General features: G+C 69.3%; 13 protein-coding genes and 2 pseudogenes. 7 read left to right on the top strand and 8 right to left on the bottom strand.

Translation table 11 applies throughout. The features are described from left to right. From BMG07_RS35720 to BMG07_RS35705, 4 genes are all read left to right on the top strand, one after another. On the top strand, nt 1–677 hold a 677-nt coding region (locus BMG07_RS35720), incomplete at its 5' end, for a beta-ketoacyl synthase chain length factor (RefSeq protein WP_198088464.1). A gap of 170 nt (nt 678–847) precedes the next feature. Next, a complete protein-coding gene (locus BMG07_RS35715) occupies nt 848–1,570 on the top strand; it encodes a response regulator transcription factor (RefSeq protein ID WP_198088463.1) in 723 nt (240 codons plus the stop codon). 10 nt (nt 1,571–1,580) lie between these two features. Next, complete coding sequence (locus tag BMG07_RS35710) at nt 1,581–2,780, top strand: ATP-binding protein (protein ID WP_198088462.1); 1,200 nt, start codon at nt 1,581–1,583, stop codon at nt 2,778–2,780. Between the two features lie 62 nt (nt 2,781–2,842). Next, nucleotides 2,843–4,087 carry an O-antigen ligase gene (locus BMG07_RS35705; RefSeq protein WP_198088461.1) on the top strand — a complete coding sequence of 415 codons (1,245 nt, stop codon included), beginning with the start codon at nt 2,843–2,845 and terminating at the stop codon, nt 4,085–4,087. On the opposite strand, the gene BMG07_RS35700 is transcribed toward BMG07_RS35705, so the two are convergent. Genes BMG07_RS35700 through BMG07_RS35690 form a run of 3 tightly spaced genes read right to left on the bottom strand, consistent with a single transcriptional unit; the run spans nt 3,997 to nt 5,694 of the window. Continuing rightward, complete coding sequence (locus BMG07_RS35700; protein WP_269759728.1) at nt 3,997–4,518, bottom strand: ABZJ_00895 family protein; 522 nt, start codon at nt 4,516–4,518, stop codon at nt 3,997–3,999. The genes BMG07_RS35705 and BMG07_RS35700 overlap by 91 nt on opposite strands. A 4-nt stretch (nt 4,519–4,522) precedes the next feature. Beyond that, the gene (locus tag BMG07_RS35695) at nt 4,523–4,732 is read right to left on the bottom strand and encodes a zinc-finger domain-containing protein (protein ID WP_093127844.1); all 210 of its coding nucleotides are present in this window, start codon (nt 4,730–4,732) and stop codon (nt 4,523–4,525) included. A gap of 8 nt (nt 4,733–4,740) precedes the next feature. Beyond that, nucleotides 4,741–5,694 (bottom strand): branched-chain amino acid transaminase, encoded by a 954-nt coding sequence (locus BMG07_RS35690; protein WP_198088460.1) that lies wholly within the window; start codon nt 5,692–5,694, stop codon nt 4,741–4,743. Nucleotides 5,695–5,825: 131 nt separating this feature from the next. Between BMG07_RS35690 and BMG07_RS35685 the strand changes: the two genes are divergently transcribed. Further along, nucleotides 5,826–6,833, top strand: coding sequence for a recombination-associated protein RdgC (locus BMG07_RS35685; protein ID WP_198088459.1), 1,008 nt, complete (start codon nt 5,826–5,828; stop codon nt 6,831–6,833). Between the two features lie 34 nt (nt 6,834–6,867). Here BMG07_RS35685 and BMG07_RS35680 read toward each other — a convergent pair whose 3' ends face one another. Further along, entirely contained in the window at nt 6,868–8,079 is a 1,212-nt protein-coding gene (locus BMG07_RS35680; RefSeq protein ID WP_198088458.1) for a M20 aminoacylase family protein, read from the bottom strand. A 29-nt stretch (nt 8,080–8,108) separates the two neighbouring features. Continuing rightward, nucleotides 8,109–9,449 (bottom strand): MFS transporter, encoded by a 1,341-nt coding sequence (locus BMG07_RS35675; protein ID WP_198088457.1) that lies wholly within the window; start codon nt 9,447–9,449, stop codon nt 8,109–8,111. Between the two features lie 191 nt (nt 9,450–9,640). On the opposite strand from BMG07_RS35675, the gene BMG07_RS35670 reads away from it, so the two are divergent. Continuing rightward, nucleotides 9,641–10,603 (top strand): LysR family transcriptional regulator, encoded by a 963-nt coding sequence (locus BMG07_RS35670; RefSeq protein ID WP_198088456.1) that lies wholly within the window; start codon nt 9,641–9,643, stop codon nt 10,601–10,603. Here the strand turns inward: BMG07_RS35670 and BMG07_RS35665 are convergent. After that, nucleotides 10,600–11,039: pseudogene (locus tag BMG07_RS35665) on the bottom strand (glycerate kinase). The gene BMG07_RS35670 and the pseudogene BMG07_RS35665 overlap by 4 nt on opposite strands. A 205-nt stretch (nt 11,040–11,244) precedes the next feature. On the opposite strand from BMG07_RS35665, the gene BMG07_RS35660 reads away from it, so the two are divergent. Further along, the gene (locus BMG07_RS35660; RefSeq protein WP_198088455.1) at nt 11,245–11,700 is read left to right on the top strand and encodes a hypothetical protein; all 456 of its coding nucleotides are present in this window, start codon (nt 11,245–11,247) and stop codon (nt 11,698–11,700) included. Between the two features lie 71 nt (nt 11,701–11,771). Here BMG07_RS35660 and radA read toward each other — a convergent pair whose 3' ends face one another. Both radA and BMG07_RS35650 read right to left on the bottom strand, forming a co-directional pair. Then, a complete protein-coding gene (gene radA / locus BMG07_RS35655) occupies nt 11,772–13,166 on the bottom strand; it encodes a DNA repair protein RadA (RefSeq protein ID WP_198088454.1) in 1,395 nt (464 codons plus the stop codon). A 29-nt stretch (nt 13,167–13,195) separates the two neighbouring features. Continuing rightward, a pseudogene (locus tag BMG07_RS35650) lies at nt 13,196–13,983 on the bottom strand (Bug family tripartite tricarboxylate transporter substrate binding protein). Between the last annotated feature and the right edge of the window lie 156 nt (nt 13,984–14,139).

The raw sequence follows: 14,139 nt of genomic DNA, 5'->3' as shown, positions 1-14,139 counted from the left end.
CTCCGGCCGAGCGCCGCCGCGCGCCCGACACCGTGGCACTGGCGCTCGAAGTGGCGGCCGCCGCCATGGCCGGCTCGGGCCGCAACGCCGCCGACGTGCCCTGCCTGTTCACCTCGGCGCACGGCGACCTGTCGATCAACGACTACATGTGCAGCACGCTCGCGACCGACCCGAAGATGCTGTCGCCCACCAAGTTCCACAACTCGGTGCACAACGCCGCCGTGGGCTACTGGACCATCGGCACCGGCTGCATGGCCGCGAGCAACGCCGTCTCGGCCTTCGAGCACAGCTTTGCCGCCGGCCTGTTCGAGGCCGCCGTGCAATGCGCCGCCGACCACGAACCGGTGCTGCTGGTGGGCTACGACACGCCCACGCTGGGCCCGCTGACCTCCGTGACCGACAGCCGCGGCCTGCTGGCCGTGGCGCTGGTGGTGGCGCACGAGCGCACCGAGCGCACGGTGGCATCGTTCGAATGGTCGCTGGCCAGCGACGCCGCCGCCGAGCCGACCGCGCCGCGCTCGCAGGCCGCGCGCACGCTGGTGGGCATCAACCCGATGGCCGACGCGCTGAGCCTGTTCGAGGCGCTGGCGCAGGCCGAGGGCAGCGCCGGCGTGCCGATCGAGCTGCCGCTGTCGAGCGCGCTCGCGCTGCGATTGCAACTGAGCCCGACGGCCTGACGGCCCCGACGCCCGCCGCCGCAAGGGGGCGGGCGATGAAACAGGACCATGGCGCCCATGAACAGTGGGTGGGGCGCTATGCTTTTCGCAGCGCATCCGGTTGACCGCCGGGCGCGAGGTTTACCCAACTTTACGGAGCGTTCAAGCCCGCTTGCTCCCTGTGGACGACCATGAAGCGCATGAGCACCCCCCAACTCCTGATGATCGAAGACGATGCCCGCCTGGCGCACATGGTGGGCGAATACCTGACGCAGTCGGGTTTCGGCTTCAACCACGCCGGTGACGGCACCACCGGCCTCGAACAGCTGCAGCAGCACGCGCCCGACCTCGTGATCCTGGACCTGATGCTGCCCGACACCGACGGCCTGGAGGTCTGCCGCCGCATCCGCGCGCTGCCCGGCGCCATTTCGAAGGTGTCGGTGCTGATGCTCACGGCCAAGGGCGACCCCATGGACCGCATCATCGGCCTGGAGATCGGCGCCGACGACTACCTGCCCAAGCCCTTCGAGCCGCGCGAGCTGCTGGCGCGCATCCGCGCGGTGCTGCGCCGGCGCAGCGAGAACGCCACCGAGACCGAGGCCTCCACCGTGATGCGCTTCGGCACGCTGGAAATCGACCGCAACGCGCGCACCGTGTCGGTGGCCGGCGCGCTGGCCGACCTCACCTCCTACCAGTTCGACCTGCTGGTGGCCATGGCCGAGCGCGCGGGCCGCGTGCTCACGCGGGACCAGATCATGGAGGCCGTGCGCGGCCGTGAGCTGGAGGCCTTCGACCGCTCGATCGACGTGCACATGGGCCGCATCCGCGCCGCCATCGAGGTCGACGCGAAGAACCCCAAGCGCATCCTCACGGTGCGCGGCGTGGGCTACGTGTTCGCCAAGCAGCAAGACTGAACGGCTGCCGATGCTGCGCAGCCTCTATTCCCGCCATCTCTACGTGCGCATCTGGCTCGCGGTGGTGGGCGGCGTCGTCATCCTCACGCTGATGGCCAACTGGATCGTGCGCGAGGCCGCGCAGGCCGAACGCGAGCGGCTGGCGCCGGTGCCGCGCGACGTGGTCGTGCTCGACGCTCAGGACAAGCCCATCGGCACCGGCAAGGCCATGCGCGTGCCGGGCCAGGGCCTGGAGTTCGACGTGACGCTCAGCGACGGCAAGGACATCACGCTGCGCGTGGCGCCGCGCGAGCGCCCCGCCGGCTCCAGCGGCTTCGCGCCGTGGCGCACGCCCTTCGGGCTGGGCTGGATGATCGCGCTGGTGGGCGTGGCGGTGGCGCTGGGTGTCTACCCGATCGTGCGGCGCATCACGCAGCGGCTGGAGTCGCTGCAGCGCGGCGTGCAGAAATGGGGCGAAGGCGATCTGTCGGTGCGCGTGACCGAAGAAGGGCAGGACGAAGTGGCTGATCTCTCCAAACGATTCAACGCGTCGGCGGAACGCATCGAACAGCTGGTGCGTTCGCACAAGTCGCTGCTGGCCAACGCCTCGCACGAGCTGCGCTCGCCGCTCACCCGCATCCGCATGGGCCTGGAGCTGATGGGCGAGCGCCCGAGCGCCACGGCGCGCGAAGAGATTTCGCGCAACATCGGCGAGCTCGACCAGCTCATCGACGAGATCCTGCTGGCCAGCCGGCTGGACGCCAGCGAGGCAGACCTGGGCACCATCGAACCGGTCGACCTGACCGGCCTGGCGGCCGAAGAGTGCTCGCAGGTGAATGCCGAGCTCGACCTGGCCGAAGGCACCGACAACGCGACCCTCACCGTGCCGGGCGTGTCGCGCCTGCTGCGCCGCGCGATCCGCAACCTGCTGGAGAACGCGCGCCGCTACGGCGCCGGCGAAATCGCGGTGGAGCTGGGCAGCGCCAACGGCTTTGCCACGGTGCGCGTCAACGACCGCGGCCCCGGCGTGCCCGCCGCGCTGCGCGAGCGCATCTTCGAGCCCTTCTACCGGCTGCCCGGCGCCAGCGAGCGCAACGGCGGCGTCGGCCTGGGGCTGGCGCTGGTGAAGTCGATCGCCGAGCGCCACGGCGGCACGGTGCGCTGCGAAGACCGCCCGGGCGGCGGCGCGAGCTTCGTCATCCGCCTGCCGGCCGCCACGCGCGGACATTGAGACCGGCGCGGCCGGGGCGAAGTCAGGCTGGGGCCATGAGCCCCACCTAAAATCCCGCCCCTATGCAGAGATCGCACATCGTTCGGCCCGCGGCCATGTTCTGGGGGCTGGTGGTGTTCATGCCGGTCGGCGTCACCTACCTGTCGGCCATCGTGCTGTTGCTCACCTTGCTGGTGGCCGGCGGCGGGCGCGAGCGCTTCGCGCGGCTGCGCGCCAACCCCCTGTGGTGGCCGGTGATGGCCTACCTGGCCTGGACCTTCATCGTGCTGGCCGTGCGGCCGCACTACCCCGAGACCCCCTCCAACCTGTTCCACGGCCTGCGCATCGGCCTGACGATATTGATGGCGATGGCGCTCACGCGCGAGGAAGCGATCTGGGCGCTGCGCGGCTTCTTGCTGGTGGCCGCGCTCAACGTGCTGCTGATCATTGCTTACTACGCCATCGGCTTTCCGCTCTGGTCGCCGCTGCGCGCGGTGGTCATGGAGGTGGGCAACAAGTCGATCAGCAACGCGCTGCTGTTCAGCGTGGTGGCGTCCACCGCCGCCGTCTGGGGCATTGCGCAGATCGCCGCGCACAAGCCGCTGCGCGCCATTCCGGCGTTCGTGCTCATGCTGGGCCTGGGCCTGGTGGTGGCGCTGCCGCTGACCTCGCGCACCTCGGTGCTGGCGCTGCTGCTGGTGATTCCGGCGGTGTGCATCCACCAGTGGCGCAACCACCTGAAGATGCTGGTGGGCGCGCTGGTGCTGGGGACCGTGGTGCTGGGCGCCGGGCTCTACCAGTTGCCGCAGCTGCAGCACAAGGTCGAGACCGGCGTGCAGGAACTCGAGGAGGCGCAGGCCGGCGCGGTCTTCAAGGGCAGTTGGGTCATTCGCTACTACATGTACCGCGACACCGGCCGCATGATCGTCGACCAGCCGCTCGCCGGCTGGGGCATCGGCGGCTGGACCGAGCAATGGCACAAGCGCGGCCCGGTGCTGTTCGCCGACTCGAACATGCCGCACAACGACTTCCTGTGGGTCGGCGCGCAGGGCGGGCTGCCGGCCTTGCTGAGCCTGCTGGCCATCATGGTCGCCGGCGTCTGGCAGGCGTGGAAACGGCCCGACATGGCGGGCCGCTACGCGCTGGCGGCCACGCTGATCGCGCTGATCGCGTCGAGCGTGAACTCGGCGCTGCGCGACGCGCAGATCGGCCTGGCGCTGTTGTGGATCGCGATGATCTACCTGCGGCTCGCGCAGGAAAAGCAGGACCCCGATCCGTGGCGCGACCTGTGGCCGTCGCGGCGGCTGCCCTCCATCGGAACCCCCTGAACCGGCCGCCGCTCAGCCGTTGTTCTTGTTGCGCCTGGCTTCGGCCGCCGCGTACTGCTTGCCGGTGAAGCGACGTAGAACCAGATCGCCAGGGCGTGCAGCACGCCGACGAAGAGCAGCGCCAGCAGCATCGGCACCAGCGCCGGGGCCGGCACGCTCAAGAACAGGCTGACCGCTACCGCCACCACGGCCTGCAGCGCCATGTCGATGGCCAGCATGCCCAGCACGGCGCGGCGCTTTTCCTCGCGCGTGAAGTAGCGCCCGTTCTTCTTGGTGAAGTCCACGCACACCCACGTCATGGCGCCGATCAGGGCGGCCATGTTGCCGCCCATGCTGGAGGAGGCGCCGGCCAGTTGCAGCACGACGGCCAGCACGACCAGCAGCACCAGGTACGCCGCGGCAAAGCGGCGCAACAGGGCGGCGAGTGTCAATGTGTCAATGCCGCGACGACACGGTCTCGCCGGCCTTCAGCCGGTACACCGTGCCGCAGTACGGGCACTTGGCTTCGCCGGTGCGGGCCACGTCCAGGTAGACCTTCGGGTGGTTGTTCCAGAGCTTCATGTCGGCCTTGGGGCTGGGGCAGAACACGCCGCCCTGATGGTTGAGCTCCTTGGCCAGGAGTTCGACGACTGCATTGGTGGACATGTGTTTTCTCAGACTTTCGTGAGCCAGTGGGCGTACTTGGGATTCTTGCCGTTCACGATGTCGAAGAAGGCAGACTGGATTTTCTCGGTGATCGGGCCACGGGCGCCGCCGTCGCCGCGGTTGCCGATCTCGATGCGGTCGAGCTCGCGGATGGGCGTCACTTCAGCGGCCGTGCCGGTGAAGAAGGCCTCGTCGGCAATGTAGACCTCGTCGCGCGTGATGCGCTTTTGCACCAGCTCCAGGCCCAGGTCCTTGCACACGTGCAGGATGGTGTTGCGCGTGATGCCGTTGAGCGCGCCGGCCGACAGGTCGGGCGTGTAGACCACGCCGCCCTTGACCACGAAGATGTTCTCGCCCGCGCCTTCCGACACGAAGCCGCTCGCGTCGAGCAGCAGCGCTTCGTCGTAGCCGTCGTCCAGCGCTTCCATGTTGGCCAGGATCGAGTTGGTGTAGTTGCTCACCGTCTTGGCCTGCGTCATCGTGATGTTGACGTGGTGGCGGGTGTAGCTGGAGGTCTTCACGCGGATGCCGCGCTTCATGCCTTCTTCGCCGAGGTAGGCGCCCCACGACCAGGCCGCGACCATGGCGTGGATCTTGTTGCCCTTGGGGCTCACGCCCAGCTTCTCGGAGCCGATCCAGATCAGCGGGCGCAGGTAGCAGCTTTCCAGCTTGTTCTCGCGCACCACCTGTTTCTGGGCCTCGTTGAGCTGCTCGGGCGTGAACGGGATCTTCATGCGCAGGATCTTGGCGCTGTTGAACAGGCGCTCGGTGTGCTCGGCCAGGCGGAAGATGGCGGTGCCGCCGTCGGCCGTCTTGTAGGCGCGCACGCCCTCGAAGGCGCCGCAGCCGTAGTGCAACGTGTGGCTGAGCACGTGGATCTTGGCGTCGCGCCAGTCCACGAGTTCGCCGTCCATCCAGATCTTGCCGTCACGGTCGTCCAGCGAGGGGGGGATCGAGCTCATTTCCTGATTCCTTTGGGAGCGGTGTTGGGGAGCGAGGTGGGAAGTCGCAAAAGCTTTCGATTTTACGGCGGCAGGATTAGCGCGGTGCCCGACAATGATTGGTTGTCCAAACCAGTGGAAAAAGGGTTCCCGTGTCCGTATTCAAGAACGTCATCGTCTATCGCATCGAACCTGCCTGGTCCCAAACACTGGCCGAGGCGGAAGAAGGGCTGGGCAAGCAGCGCTTCGTGCCGTGCGGCCCCTCGCAGGAAAAATCCGCCGGCTGGGTCGAACCCCGCGGCGAAGCCGGCGGCCCGCTGGTCGAGTCCATCGACGGCCAGTGGCTGGTCGAATACATGATCGAGAGCAAGACCGTGCCCGGCTCCGTGGTGCGCCGCAAGCTCGACGAGCGCTGCGCCAGCATCGAGGCCACCACCGGCCGCAAGCCCGGCAAGAAGGAAAAGAAGGACCTCAAGGAAGACATCACGCTCGAGCTGCTGCCCATGGCCTTCACGCGCAGCGCGCGCGTGGCCGTGTGGATCGACAAGGCCGAGAACCGCCTGGTCATCAACAGCGGCAACGCCGCGCGCGCCGACGAAGTGGTCACCAGCCTGGTGAAGTCGCTCGACGGCTTTGCGGTGGCGCTGATCAACACGCAGATCGAGCCCGCCGCCGCCATGGCCAACTGGCTGCTCACGCAGGAGCCGCCGGCCGGCTTCACCATCGACCGCGAGTGCGAGCTCAAGGCCTCCGACGACTCCAAGGCCGTGGTGCGCTACGCCAAGCACCCGCTGGACATCGAGGAAGTGCAAAAGCACATCACCGACGGCAAGCGGCCCACGCGCCTGGCCCTGACCTGGGACGACCGCGTGTCCTTCGAGCTCACGCACGGCCTGCTGATCCGCAAGATCGTGTTCCTCGAAGGCACGGGCGACGGCGCCTCGGGCGGCAAGAAGGAAGACAACTACGACGCCGACGTCGCCATTGCCACGGGCGAACTGGGCCAGCTGGTGCCGGCGCTGCTCGACGCGCTGGGCGGCGAGGCGGCGTTCTCGGCCGCGCCGCCGGACGACACCGTGAAGCCCGCCGCCGCCGCCGCAGCCGCGCCCACCACGACGACCCCGGCCGATGCGGCCGAGGAAGAGGACGCGCCGTTCTGACGCGCCCTTCTGACGCGCCGCCTCCCTCGAAAGATCAGGCGACCAGGTAGGTCTGCGCCAGGCGCACCCAGCAGGCGGCGCCCAGCGGCAGCACCTGGTCGTTGAAGTCGTAGCCGGGGTTGTGCACCATGCAGCCGCCGAACTCGCCCTCCCCGTTGCCCAGCAGCAGATAGCAGCCCGGCAGCGCGGCCAGCATCCAGGCGAAGTCCTCGCTGCCCGCGAAGCCGCGCGGCACTTCGGTGACCACGTTGGCCTCGCCCACGATCTCGCCGCAGACCCGCGCCAGCAGCTGCGTTTCGGCCGCGGTGTTGACCACCGGCGGCACCAGCTGGCGGTAGTCGATCTCGGCCTGCACGCCGTGCGCCTGCGCGGTGAGGTTCACGATCTCGCGGATGCGCTGTTCGACCAGCGCGCGCGTCTCGGGCCGTGCCGCGCGCACGTTCAGGCCCAGCGCCACCGACTGCGGAATCACGTTGTGCGTGGCGCCGCCGCGAATGAAGCCGACCGACACCACGGCCGTGTCGTCGGGCGCCACGTTGCGCGCCACCACGGTCTGCAGCGCCGTCACCACGGCGGCAGCGGCCGCGACCGGGTCGCGCGCGCGGTGCGGCATGGCGCCGTGCCCGCCCACGCCCTGGAGGGTGACGTCGGCCACGTCCGACGACAGCGTGACCGGGCCTTCGACCGCCAGCACCGTGCCCACCGGCACGCCGGGCGCGTTGTGCAGCGCGTACACCGCATCGCAGGGAAAGCGCTCGAACAGGCCGTCCTCGATCATCGCGCGCGCGCCGCAGAGGTTTTCTTCGTCGGGCTGGAAGATCAGGTTCAGCGTGCCGTCGAAGTCGCGCGCCGCCGCCAGTGCCTTCGCGGCGGCCAGCAGGATGGCCGTGTGGCCGTCATGGCCGCAGGCGTGCATGCGGCCGGGGTTGCGGCTCGCATACGGCAGGCCCGTGGCCTCGGTGATGGGCAGCGCATCCATGTCGGCGCGAATGCCCAGGCGGCGCGTGCCGCTGCCCAGCTTCAGCTGCGCCACGATGCCGGTCTTGCCGATGCCGGTGTGCACCTCGTAGCCCCAGCTGCGCAGCAGGTTGGCGACCAGCTCGCTGGTGGCGCTCACCTCGAAGCCCAGCTCGGGATTGGCGTGGATCTGGCGGCGGATGTCGACGAAGGCCTGCGTGTCGACGTCGGCCTGCGGCAGCAGGCGGGACAGGAGCTTGGTGGTCTGGGGGCTGAGTTCGCGTGTCATGGGAAAAAAGTTCGTCGTGTGGGGGGAGTTCAATCGGCCTTGCGTTCACGCAGGCTCAGCAGCGCGCCCAGGCTCAGCAGCCCGCAGACCATCATGTAGAAGGCCGGCGCCATCGGGTTGCCGGTGGTGGCGAGCAGCCAGGTCACGATGAACTGCGAGGAGCCGCCGAACACCGTCACGCCGATGCTGTAGATCACCGAGATGCCGCTGGCGCGCACGCCGATCGGCAGCATCTCCAGCAGCATCAGGAACATGGGCGTGGTGCCGATGTTCACGCTCGCCGTCAGCAGCGCCGACAGGGCCAGCACCAGCGGCACGCTCGGGTAGTGGTTGATGACCCAGAACACCGGGTACACCGCGATCACGCTGAACAGCAGCGAGCCGATGACCAGCGGCTTGCGGTTGGGCAGCCGGTCGGCCAGCCGGCCCGCCACCAGCGACACCACGAACAGCGTGATGCCCGTGACGCAGCCCGACAGCAGCGACAGCGAGGGCGGCATGTGCAGCACGCGGATCATGTAGGTGGGCATGAAGAACACCACCAGGTACATGGTCGCGGTGCCCGCCGTGGTGGCCAGGATGCCCTTGAGCACCGTGCCGCCGTGGTTGCGCAGCAGCCGGCCGACGGGGCTGGACGCGTGGCTCTCGGCCACGTGCGTTTCTTCCAGGTGCGAACGGATGTACAGGCCCACCGGCGCGATCAACAGGCCCAGCAGGAACGGCATGCGCCAGCCCCAGCTTTCGAGCGAGGCCTGCGGCAGCGCGGCATACAGCGCGGCGCCCGTGAGCGCGCCCAGCAATGCCGACACGCCCTGGCTCGCGAGCTGCCAGCTCACGCGAAAGCCCCGGCCCTTCACGCCGCCGGCCTCCATCAGCATCGAGGTGGCCGCGCCCACTTCGCCGCCGAGCGAAAAGCCCTGCAGCAACCGGCCCGCGACGATCATCAGCGAGCCGAACACGCCGGCCGAGGCATAGCTGGGCGCCAGCGCGATGCACAGCGTGCCCAGCACCATGAGGCCGATGGTCAGCGTCATCGCGGCCTTGCGGCCCTTGCGGTCGGCGTAGTTGCCGATGATCACGCCGCCCAGCGGGCGCATCACGAAGCCGATGCCGAAGGTGGCCACCGCCAGCAGCAGCGAGCCGTAGGGGCTGTCGGACGGAAAGAACAACTTGCCGATCAGCAGCGCGAAGAAGCTGTAGACGGTGAAGTCGTACATCTCCAGCGCATTGCCCAGCGAGCAGGCGGCGATCAGGCGGAACTGGCTCTGCTTTCCCTTGCCTTGCGCCGCATGGGGCGCATGGGCCGCGTGCGGGGTGGCGGCGGGTGAGGCGCCTCGAATCGGGCTTGCGGGCAATGCGGCTTCGCTCATCTAATGTCACTCCACGAACAGGTTGCGGGGGTCGGACCGGCCCCTTCGCGGCGGAGTATTCAGGCAAAGCGCCGTGGCAAAGAATCACAAATTTTCATGCTGATAACCAAACGGCATCCCCGTCATAAACAGGCCCCGGAAGCCATCGGGACAAGCCCCAAGATGCCCCATTTCGAGAGACCGGCACCACGATGAAGCTGCAACAGTTGCGCGTCCTGCTGGCGGTGGCGCAGCACGGCAGCATCCACGAGGCCTCGCGCAGCCTGCACACCACGCAGCCCGCGCTGTCCAAGACCATCTCGGAGCTGGAGCGCGAGCTCGGCGTGACGCTGATGTCGCGCTCCACGCGCGGCGTGAGCCTCACGGCCTACGGCACGGCGCTGGTCAAGCGCGCGAGCCTGGTCGAGCAGGAGCTGCGCCATGCGCTGGAAGACATCGAGGCGATCCGCGGGCACGACGAGGCGCAGCTGAACATCGGCTTCACCGCGGTGGCGTCGAGCGGGCCGCTGCCCGATGCGATGGCGTCGTTTCGCCAGCGCTTTGCGAACGTGGCGCTGCGCGGCTTCGAGCTGCGGCCGCAGCAGATCTTCGAGGGCCTGCGCGAAGGCCGGCTCGACCTGGGGCTGATCTCCACCTGCAACGGCCCCGGCACCAACGCCTTCCAGTGGGAGCCGCTTTTTTCAGTGGCCATGCACCTGTCGGTGCGCGCCGGCCATCCGCTGCGGCGCGTGCGCAAGCTGCAGCCGCTGCTGGACGCCGACTGGCTGGTGCTCGATCCGGTCGACGACGCGGGCAGCCCGCTGGTGAGCACGATGAACATGCACGGGCTGCCGATGCCCAAGCGCATGGTGCACAGCGCGTCGAACCTGCTGGGCCTGCAGCTGGCCACGCAGACCGACCTGATCAGCATGTGGTCGGACTTCGTGTTCCACGGCGCGGGGCCGCTGCGGCTGCAGCCGGGCCTGCTCGAGAAACTGCCGCTCACCGACGCGGTGCCCGACTTCGACGTGTTCCTGGTCTACCGCTCGGCCGACCTCATGACGCACGTGTGCGCCGAGTTCGCGAAGGAGGCGCGCCACCACGCGAAGGCGAACCCGCCGTGGCGGCAGCCCAGGCCGAAGCCCGCGCGCGGCGGCAAGGGCGACGCGGCCTAGGCCGCGGGGGTGCCGCCGCCTTCTTCTTCGTCGCCCGGGTTCTCGGGCCGCGTCATGGTCCAGCTCTGCAGCTTGCCGCCGTTGAACACGGCGTCGACGTACGAGCCGCCGCCGTCGGTCCAGCGGTACAGCTCGGGCTGCGTGTCCTTGGGCGAGCGCAGTTCGCCCAGGGCGCGGGTCATGGCAATGACGTGCATCAGCGTCACGTTCGGCTTGAGCTTGGCGTTGAGCATCACGGCGCTGCGACGTAGCCCACCGGCCGCTCGGCCGCGCGCTTGAGCACCTGCATCGCGCGGTTGAAATGCAACAGCAGGAACATCACGATCGCGCCGCCGGCCAGGGCCACGCCGCCCCAGCCGCCGCTGCGCCAGGCCAGCCCCAGGAGGAGGATGGCGCCCACGGGCACCAGAAATTTCTTGAAATTCATGGCGCGCATTGTCGCCGCCCGCCCGGGGGTGTCCGGCAAAAGACCTCGGGCCGGTCCACGCGGGCCGGCGCGAAGCGGCACCGGCGCATCGCGGTAGCGGCCGTGGCTACCGCCGGGCGCGCGCGGCGGTACTCATCGCCAAAAGCGCGCGGCGGCGGGAGACGAGCGGGCACATTTCGCCGCACGGGCATCTGCCCGGGCCGCTGAAAAGCATATGAATACTTCGCGCTCCGTCACTCTCGTTCGCCTCACCCTCGTCGCCGCGCTCGCGGGCACCGTGCTCAGCGGTTGCTACGTGGTGCCGCTCGGCCAGCCCGCTCCCGTGGTGCCGTCTTCGCAGTCCTATGCCGTCGCGCCGGGACCGATCGCGCAGACCTTCAACGCGCGGCTGTACCCCTCGAATGCGGAGGCCGCGCGCTACGGCGCCGTTGCCGGCACGGTGACCAACGACATGAACGGCCGCGGCCACTTCAACGCACAGATCGGCGGCGAACAGTTTCAGGGGGAAGCAACCCGGGTCGCGGGCTTGCGGGGCACCGGCGTGGCAAATGCCACCGGCAGCCGCGGCGGCAACCTGAGTTGCCAGTACACGATGAACTCGGCCACGTTGGGCAGCGGCCAATGCGTGCTCAACAGCGGACCGGCGTTCACGATGCACATCGGGGGATAGGGAGGGTGGGCCCGGCGCGTCGATGCGCGCCGGGTCATTTTTTCCCCGGAGAACAGCCGGCGACGTGTTGATCAGTCGAGGCGGCGGACCACGTCCATCGCCTCTTCGATGCGGTCGACGGCGTGGATCGTCAGCCCTTCGATTTCCTTCGCGCCCTTCTTGGGCGCGTTGGCCTTTGGAACCACCGCCACGCTGAACCCCAGCTTGGCGGCCTCGCGCAGGCGTTCCTGCCCGCGCGGCGCCGGCCGCACTTCGCCGGCCAGGCCCACTTCTCCGAATGCGATGAAGCCCTTGGGCAGCGGCTTGCCGCGCAGGCTCGAGGTGATGGCCAGCATCACGGCCAGGTCGGCCGCGGGCTCGCTGATGCGCACGCCGCCCACCGCGTTCACGAACACGTCCTGGTCCATGCAGGCCACGCCCGCATGGCGGTGCAGCACGGCCAGCAGCATGGCCAGGCGGTCGCGGTCCAGGCCCACCGACAAGCGGCGCGGGCTCGGCCCGCCGTTGTCGACCAGCGCCTGGATTTCGACCAGCATCGGCCGCGTGCCTTCGAGCGTGACCAGCACCACGCTGCCGGGCACCGGCTCGGCATGCTGGCTCAGGAAGATGGCGCTCGGGTTGGTCACGCCCTTCAGGCCGCGCTCGGTCATGGCGAACACGCCGATCTCGTTCACCGCGCCGAAGCGGTTCTTGATGGCGCGCACGAGCCGGAAGCTCGAATGCGTGTCGCCCTCGAAATACAGCACCGTGTCGACCATGTGCTCCAGCACGCGCGGGCCCGCGAGCGCGCCCTCTTTGGTGACGTGGCCCACCAGCACCACGGCCGTGCCGCTGGTCTTGGCAAAGCGCGTGAGGTGCGCCGCGCATTCGCGCACCTGCGCCACCGAACCGGGGGCGGACGTGAGCTGGTCGGAGTAGACCGTCTGGATCGAGTCGATCACCGCGATGGCCGGGCGCGTGGCGTCGAGCGTGGCGATGATCTTCTCGAGCTGGATCTCGGCCAGCACCTGCACCTGCGAGTGGTCGAGCCCCAGCCGCTTGGAGCGCAGCGCGACCTGCGAGCCGCTTTCCTCGCCCGTCACATACAGCGCGTTCTGCCCCGCGCGCTGCAGCGCATCGACCGCCTGCAGCAGCAGCGTCGACTTGCCGATGCCGGGGTCGCCGCCGATCAGCGTGACGCCGCCCGACACGATGCCGCCGCCCAGCACGCGGTCGAGTTCGTCGAGCCCGGTGGGCGTGCGCGCGACATCGGTCGCCTCGATTTCAGACAGCGTGGCGAGTTCCGACGCGCCCGCCAGCGACGCGAACTGCGTGCCGAAGCGGTTGTTGGCCGGGCCGGCGCCGCCGGCACCCGCGACCTGTTCGATCAATGTGTTCCAGGCGCCGCAGCTCGGGCATTTGCCGAGCCATTTGGGGCTGGTGCCGCCGCATTCACTGCAGACGAAAGTTGTTTTGTCCTTGGCCATCCGTCGAGTTTAGGTGGCCGGGCGGGTGCTCAGTCGTTCGCCTGGAAGTTCACCGCTTTCATGATGGACGCCCATCGCGCCGTGTCCTCGCGCATCGTCTTCAGCAGCGCGTCGGGGCCGTCGCCCACCGGGTACATGCCGTTCTGCAGCAGCTGCTGGCGCACCTCGCGCGTGTTCACCGCGCGCGTGAACTCGGCGCGCAACTGGTCGACCACGGGCTTGGGCGTCTTCAGCGGCGCGTAGTAGGCGAACCAGGCCGTGGCCACCACGTCCTTCAGCCCGCCCTCGACGAAGGTGGGCACGGCGGGCATCAGCGGCGAGCGCTTCTCGCCGCTGGTGGCGATCACCTTGACGCGCCCGCTCGGCAGCATCTGCTGCGCGCCGCCCACGGTGTCGAAGTAGGCCGGCACGGTGCCGCCCATCAGGTCCTGGCGCGCGGGCGTGGAGCCCCGATAGGGCACATGCAACATCGACAGCCCCGCCGAGCGGTTGAGCATCTCGCCCAGAAAGTGCGAGGGCGTGCCCGCGCCGTAAGACGCGAAGCTCGCGCCGCCCGGCTGCACCCTGGCCCAGGCGATGAACTCGGCCAGGGTGTTGGCGGGCACGTCCTTGTGCACCACCAGCGCCAGCTCGAAGCGCGCCGCGTTCAGGAGCGGCTGGAAGTCCTTGATGGGGTCGTACGACAGGTTCCGGTAGCGCTCGGGAACATGGTCATCATGCTGGCCGTGCCCAGCAGCAGCGTGTGGCCGTCGGGCGCGGCGGTCTTCACGGCTTCCACCGCGATGCGCCCCGCGGCGCCCGAGCGGTTGTCGACCACCAGCGGGCCGAGCGACTCGCGCACTTCCTGCGCGATGGCGCGCGTGAGCACGTCCTGCGTGCCGCCGGCGGGCACGCCGATCAGCACGCGGATGGGCGTGCCCGGCGCGATGGCGCGCGGCGCCTGTGGTGCCTGCTGCGCCTGCACGGCGGCGGC

It is taken from the genome of Variovorax sp. E3 (genome assembly GCF_016082275.1).
Taxonomy (GTDB): Bacteria; Pseudomonadota; Gammaproteobacteria; order Burkholderiales; family Burkholderiaceae_C; genus Variovorax.
The sequence above is the reverse complement of the archived record's forward strand: the minus strand, read 5'-3'. Positions and strand labels throughout refer to the sequence as shown.

Excerpts from the sequence above, each read along its gene's own strand:
- BMG07_RS35715 (WP_198088463.1), top strand. The coding sequence starts at position 848 with ATGAAGCGCATGAGCACCCCCCAACTCCTGATGATCGAAGACGATGCC.
- BMG07_RS35710 (WP_198088462.1), top strand. The coding sequence starts at position 1,581 with ATGCTGCGCAGCCTCTATTCCCGCCATCTCTACGTGCGCATCTGGCTC.
- BMG07_RS35705 (WP_198088461.1), top strand. The coding sequence starts at position 2,843 with ATGCAGAGATCGCACATCGTTCGGCCCGCGGCCATGTTCTGGGGGCTG.
- BMG07_RS35695 (WP_093127844.1), bottom strand. The coding sequence starts at position 4,732 with ATGTCCACCAATGCAGTCGTCGAACTCCTGGCCAAGGAGCTCAACCAT.
- BMG07_RS35690 (WP_198088460.1), bottom strand. The coding sequence starts at position 5,694 with ATGAGCTCGATCCCCCCCTCGCTGGACGACCGTGACGGCAAGATCTGG.
- BMG07_RS35680 (WP_198088458.1), bottom strand. The coding sequence starts at position 8,079 with ATGACACGCGAACTCAGCCCCCAGACCACCAAGCTCCTGTCCCGCCTG.
- BMG07_RS35675 (WP_198088457.1), bottom strand. The coding sequence starts at position 9,449 with ATGAGCGAAGCCGCATTGCCCGCAAGCCCGATTCGAGGCGCCTCACCC.
- BMG07_RS35670 (WP_198088456.1), top strand. The coding sequence starts at position 9,641 with ATGAAGCTGCAACAGTTGCGCGTCCTGCTGGCGGTGGCGCAGCACGGC.
- BMG07_RS35660 (WP_198088455.1), top strand. The coding sequence starts at position 11,245 with ATGAATACTTCGCGCTCCGTCACTCTCGTTCGCCTCACCCTCGTCGCC.
- radA (WP_198088454.1), bottom strand. The coding sequence starts at position 13,166 with ATGGCCAAGGACAAAACAACTTTCGTCTGCAGTGAATGCGGCGGCACC.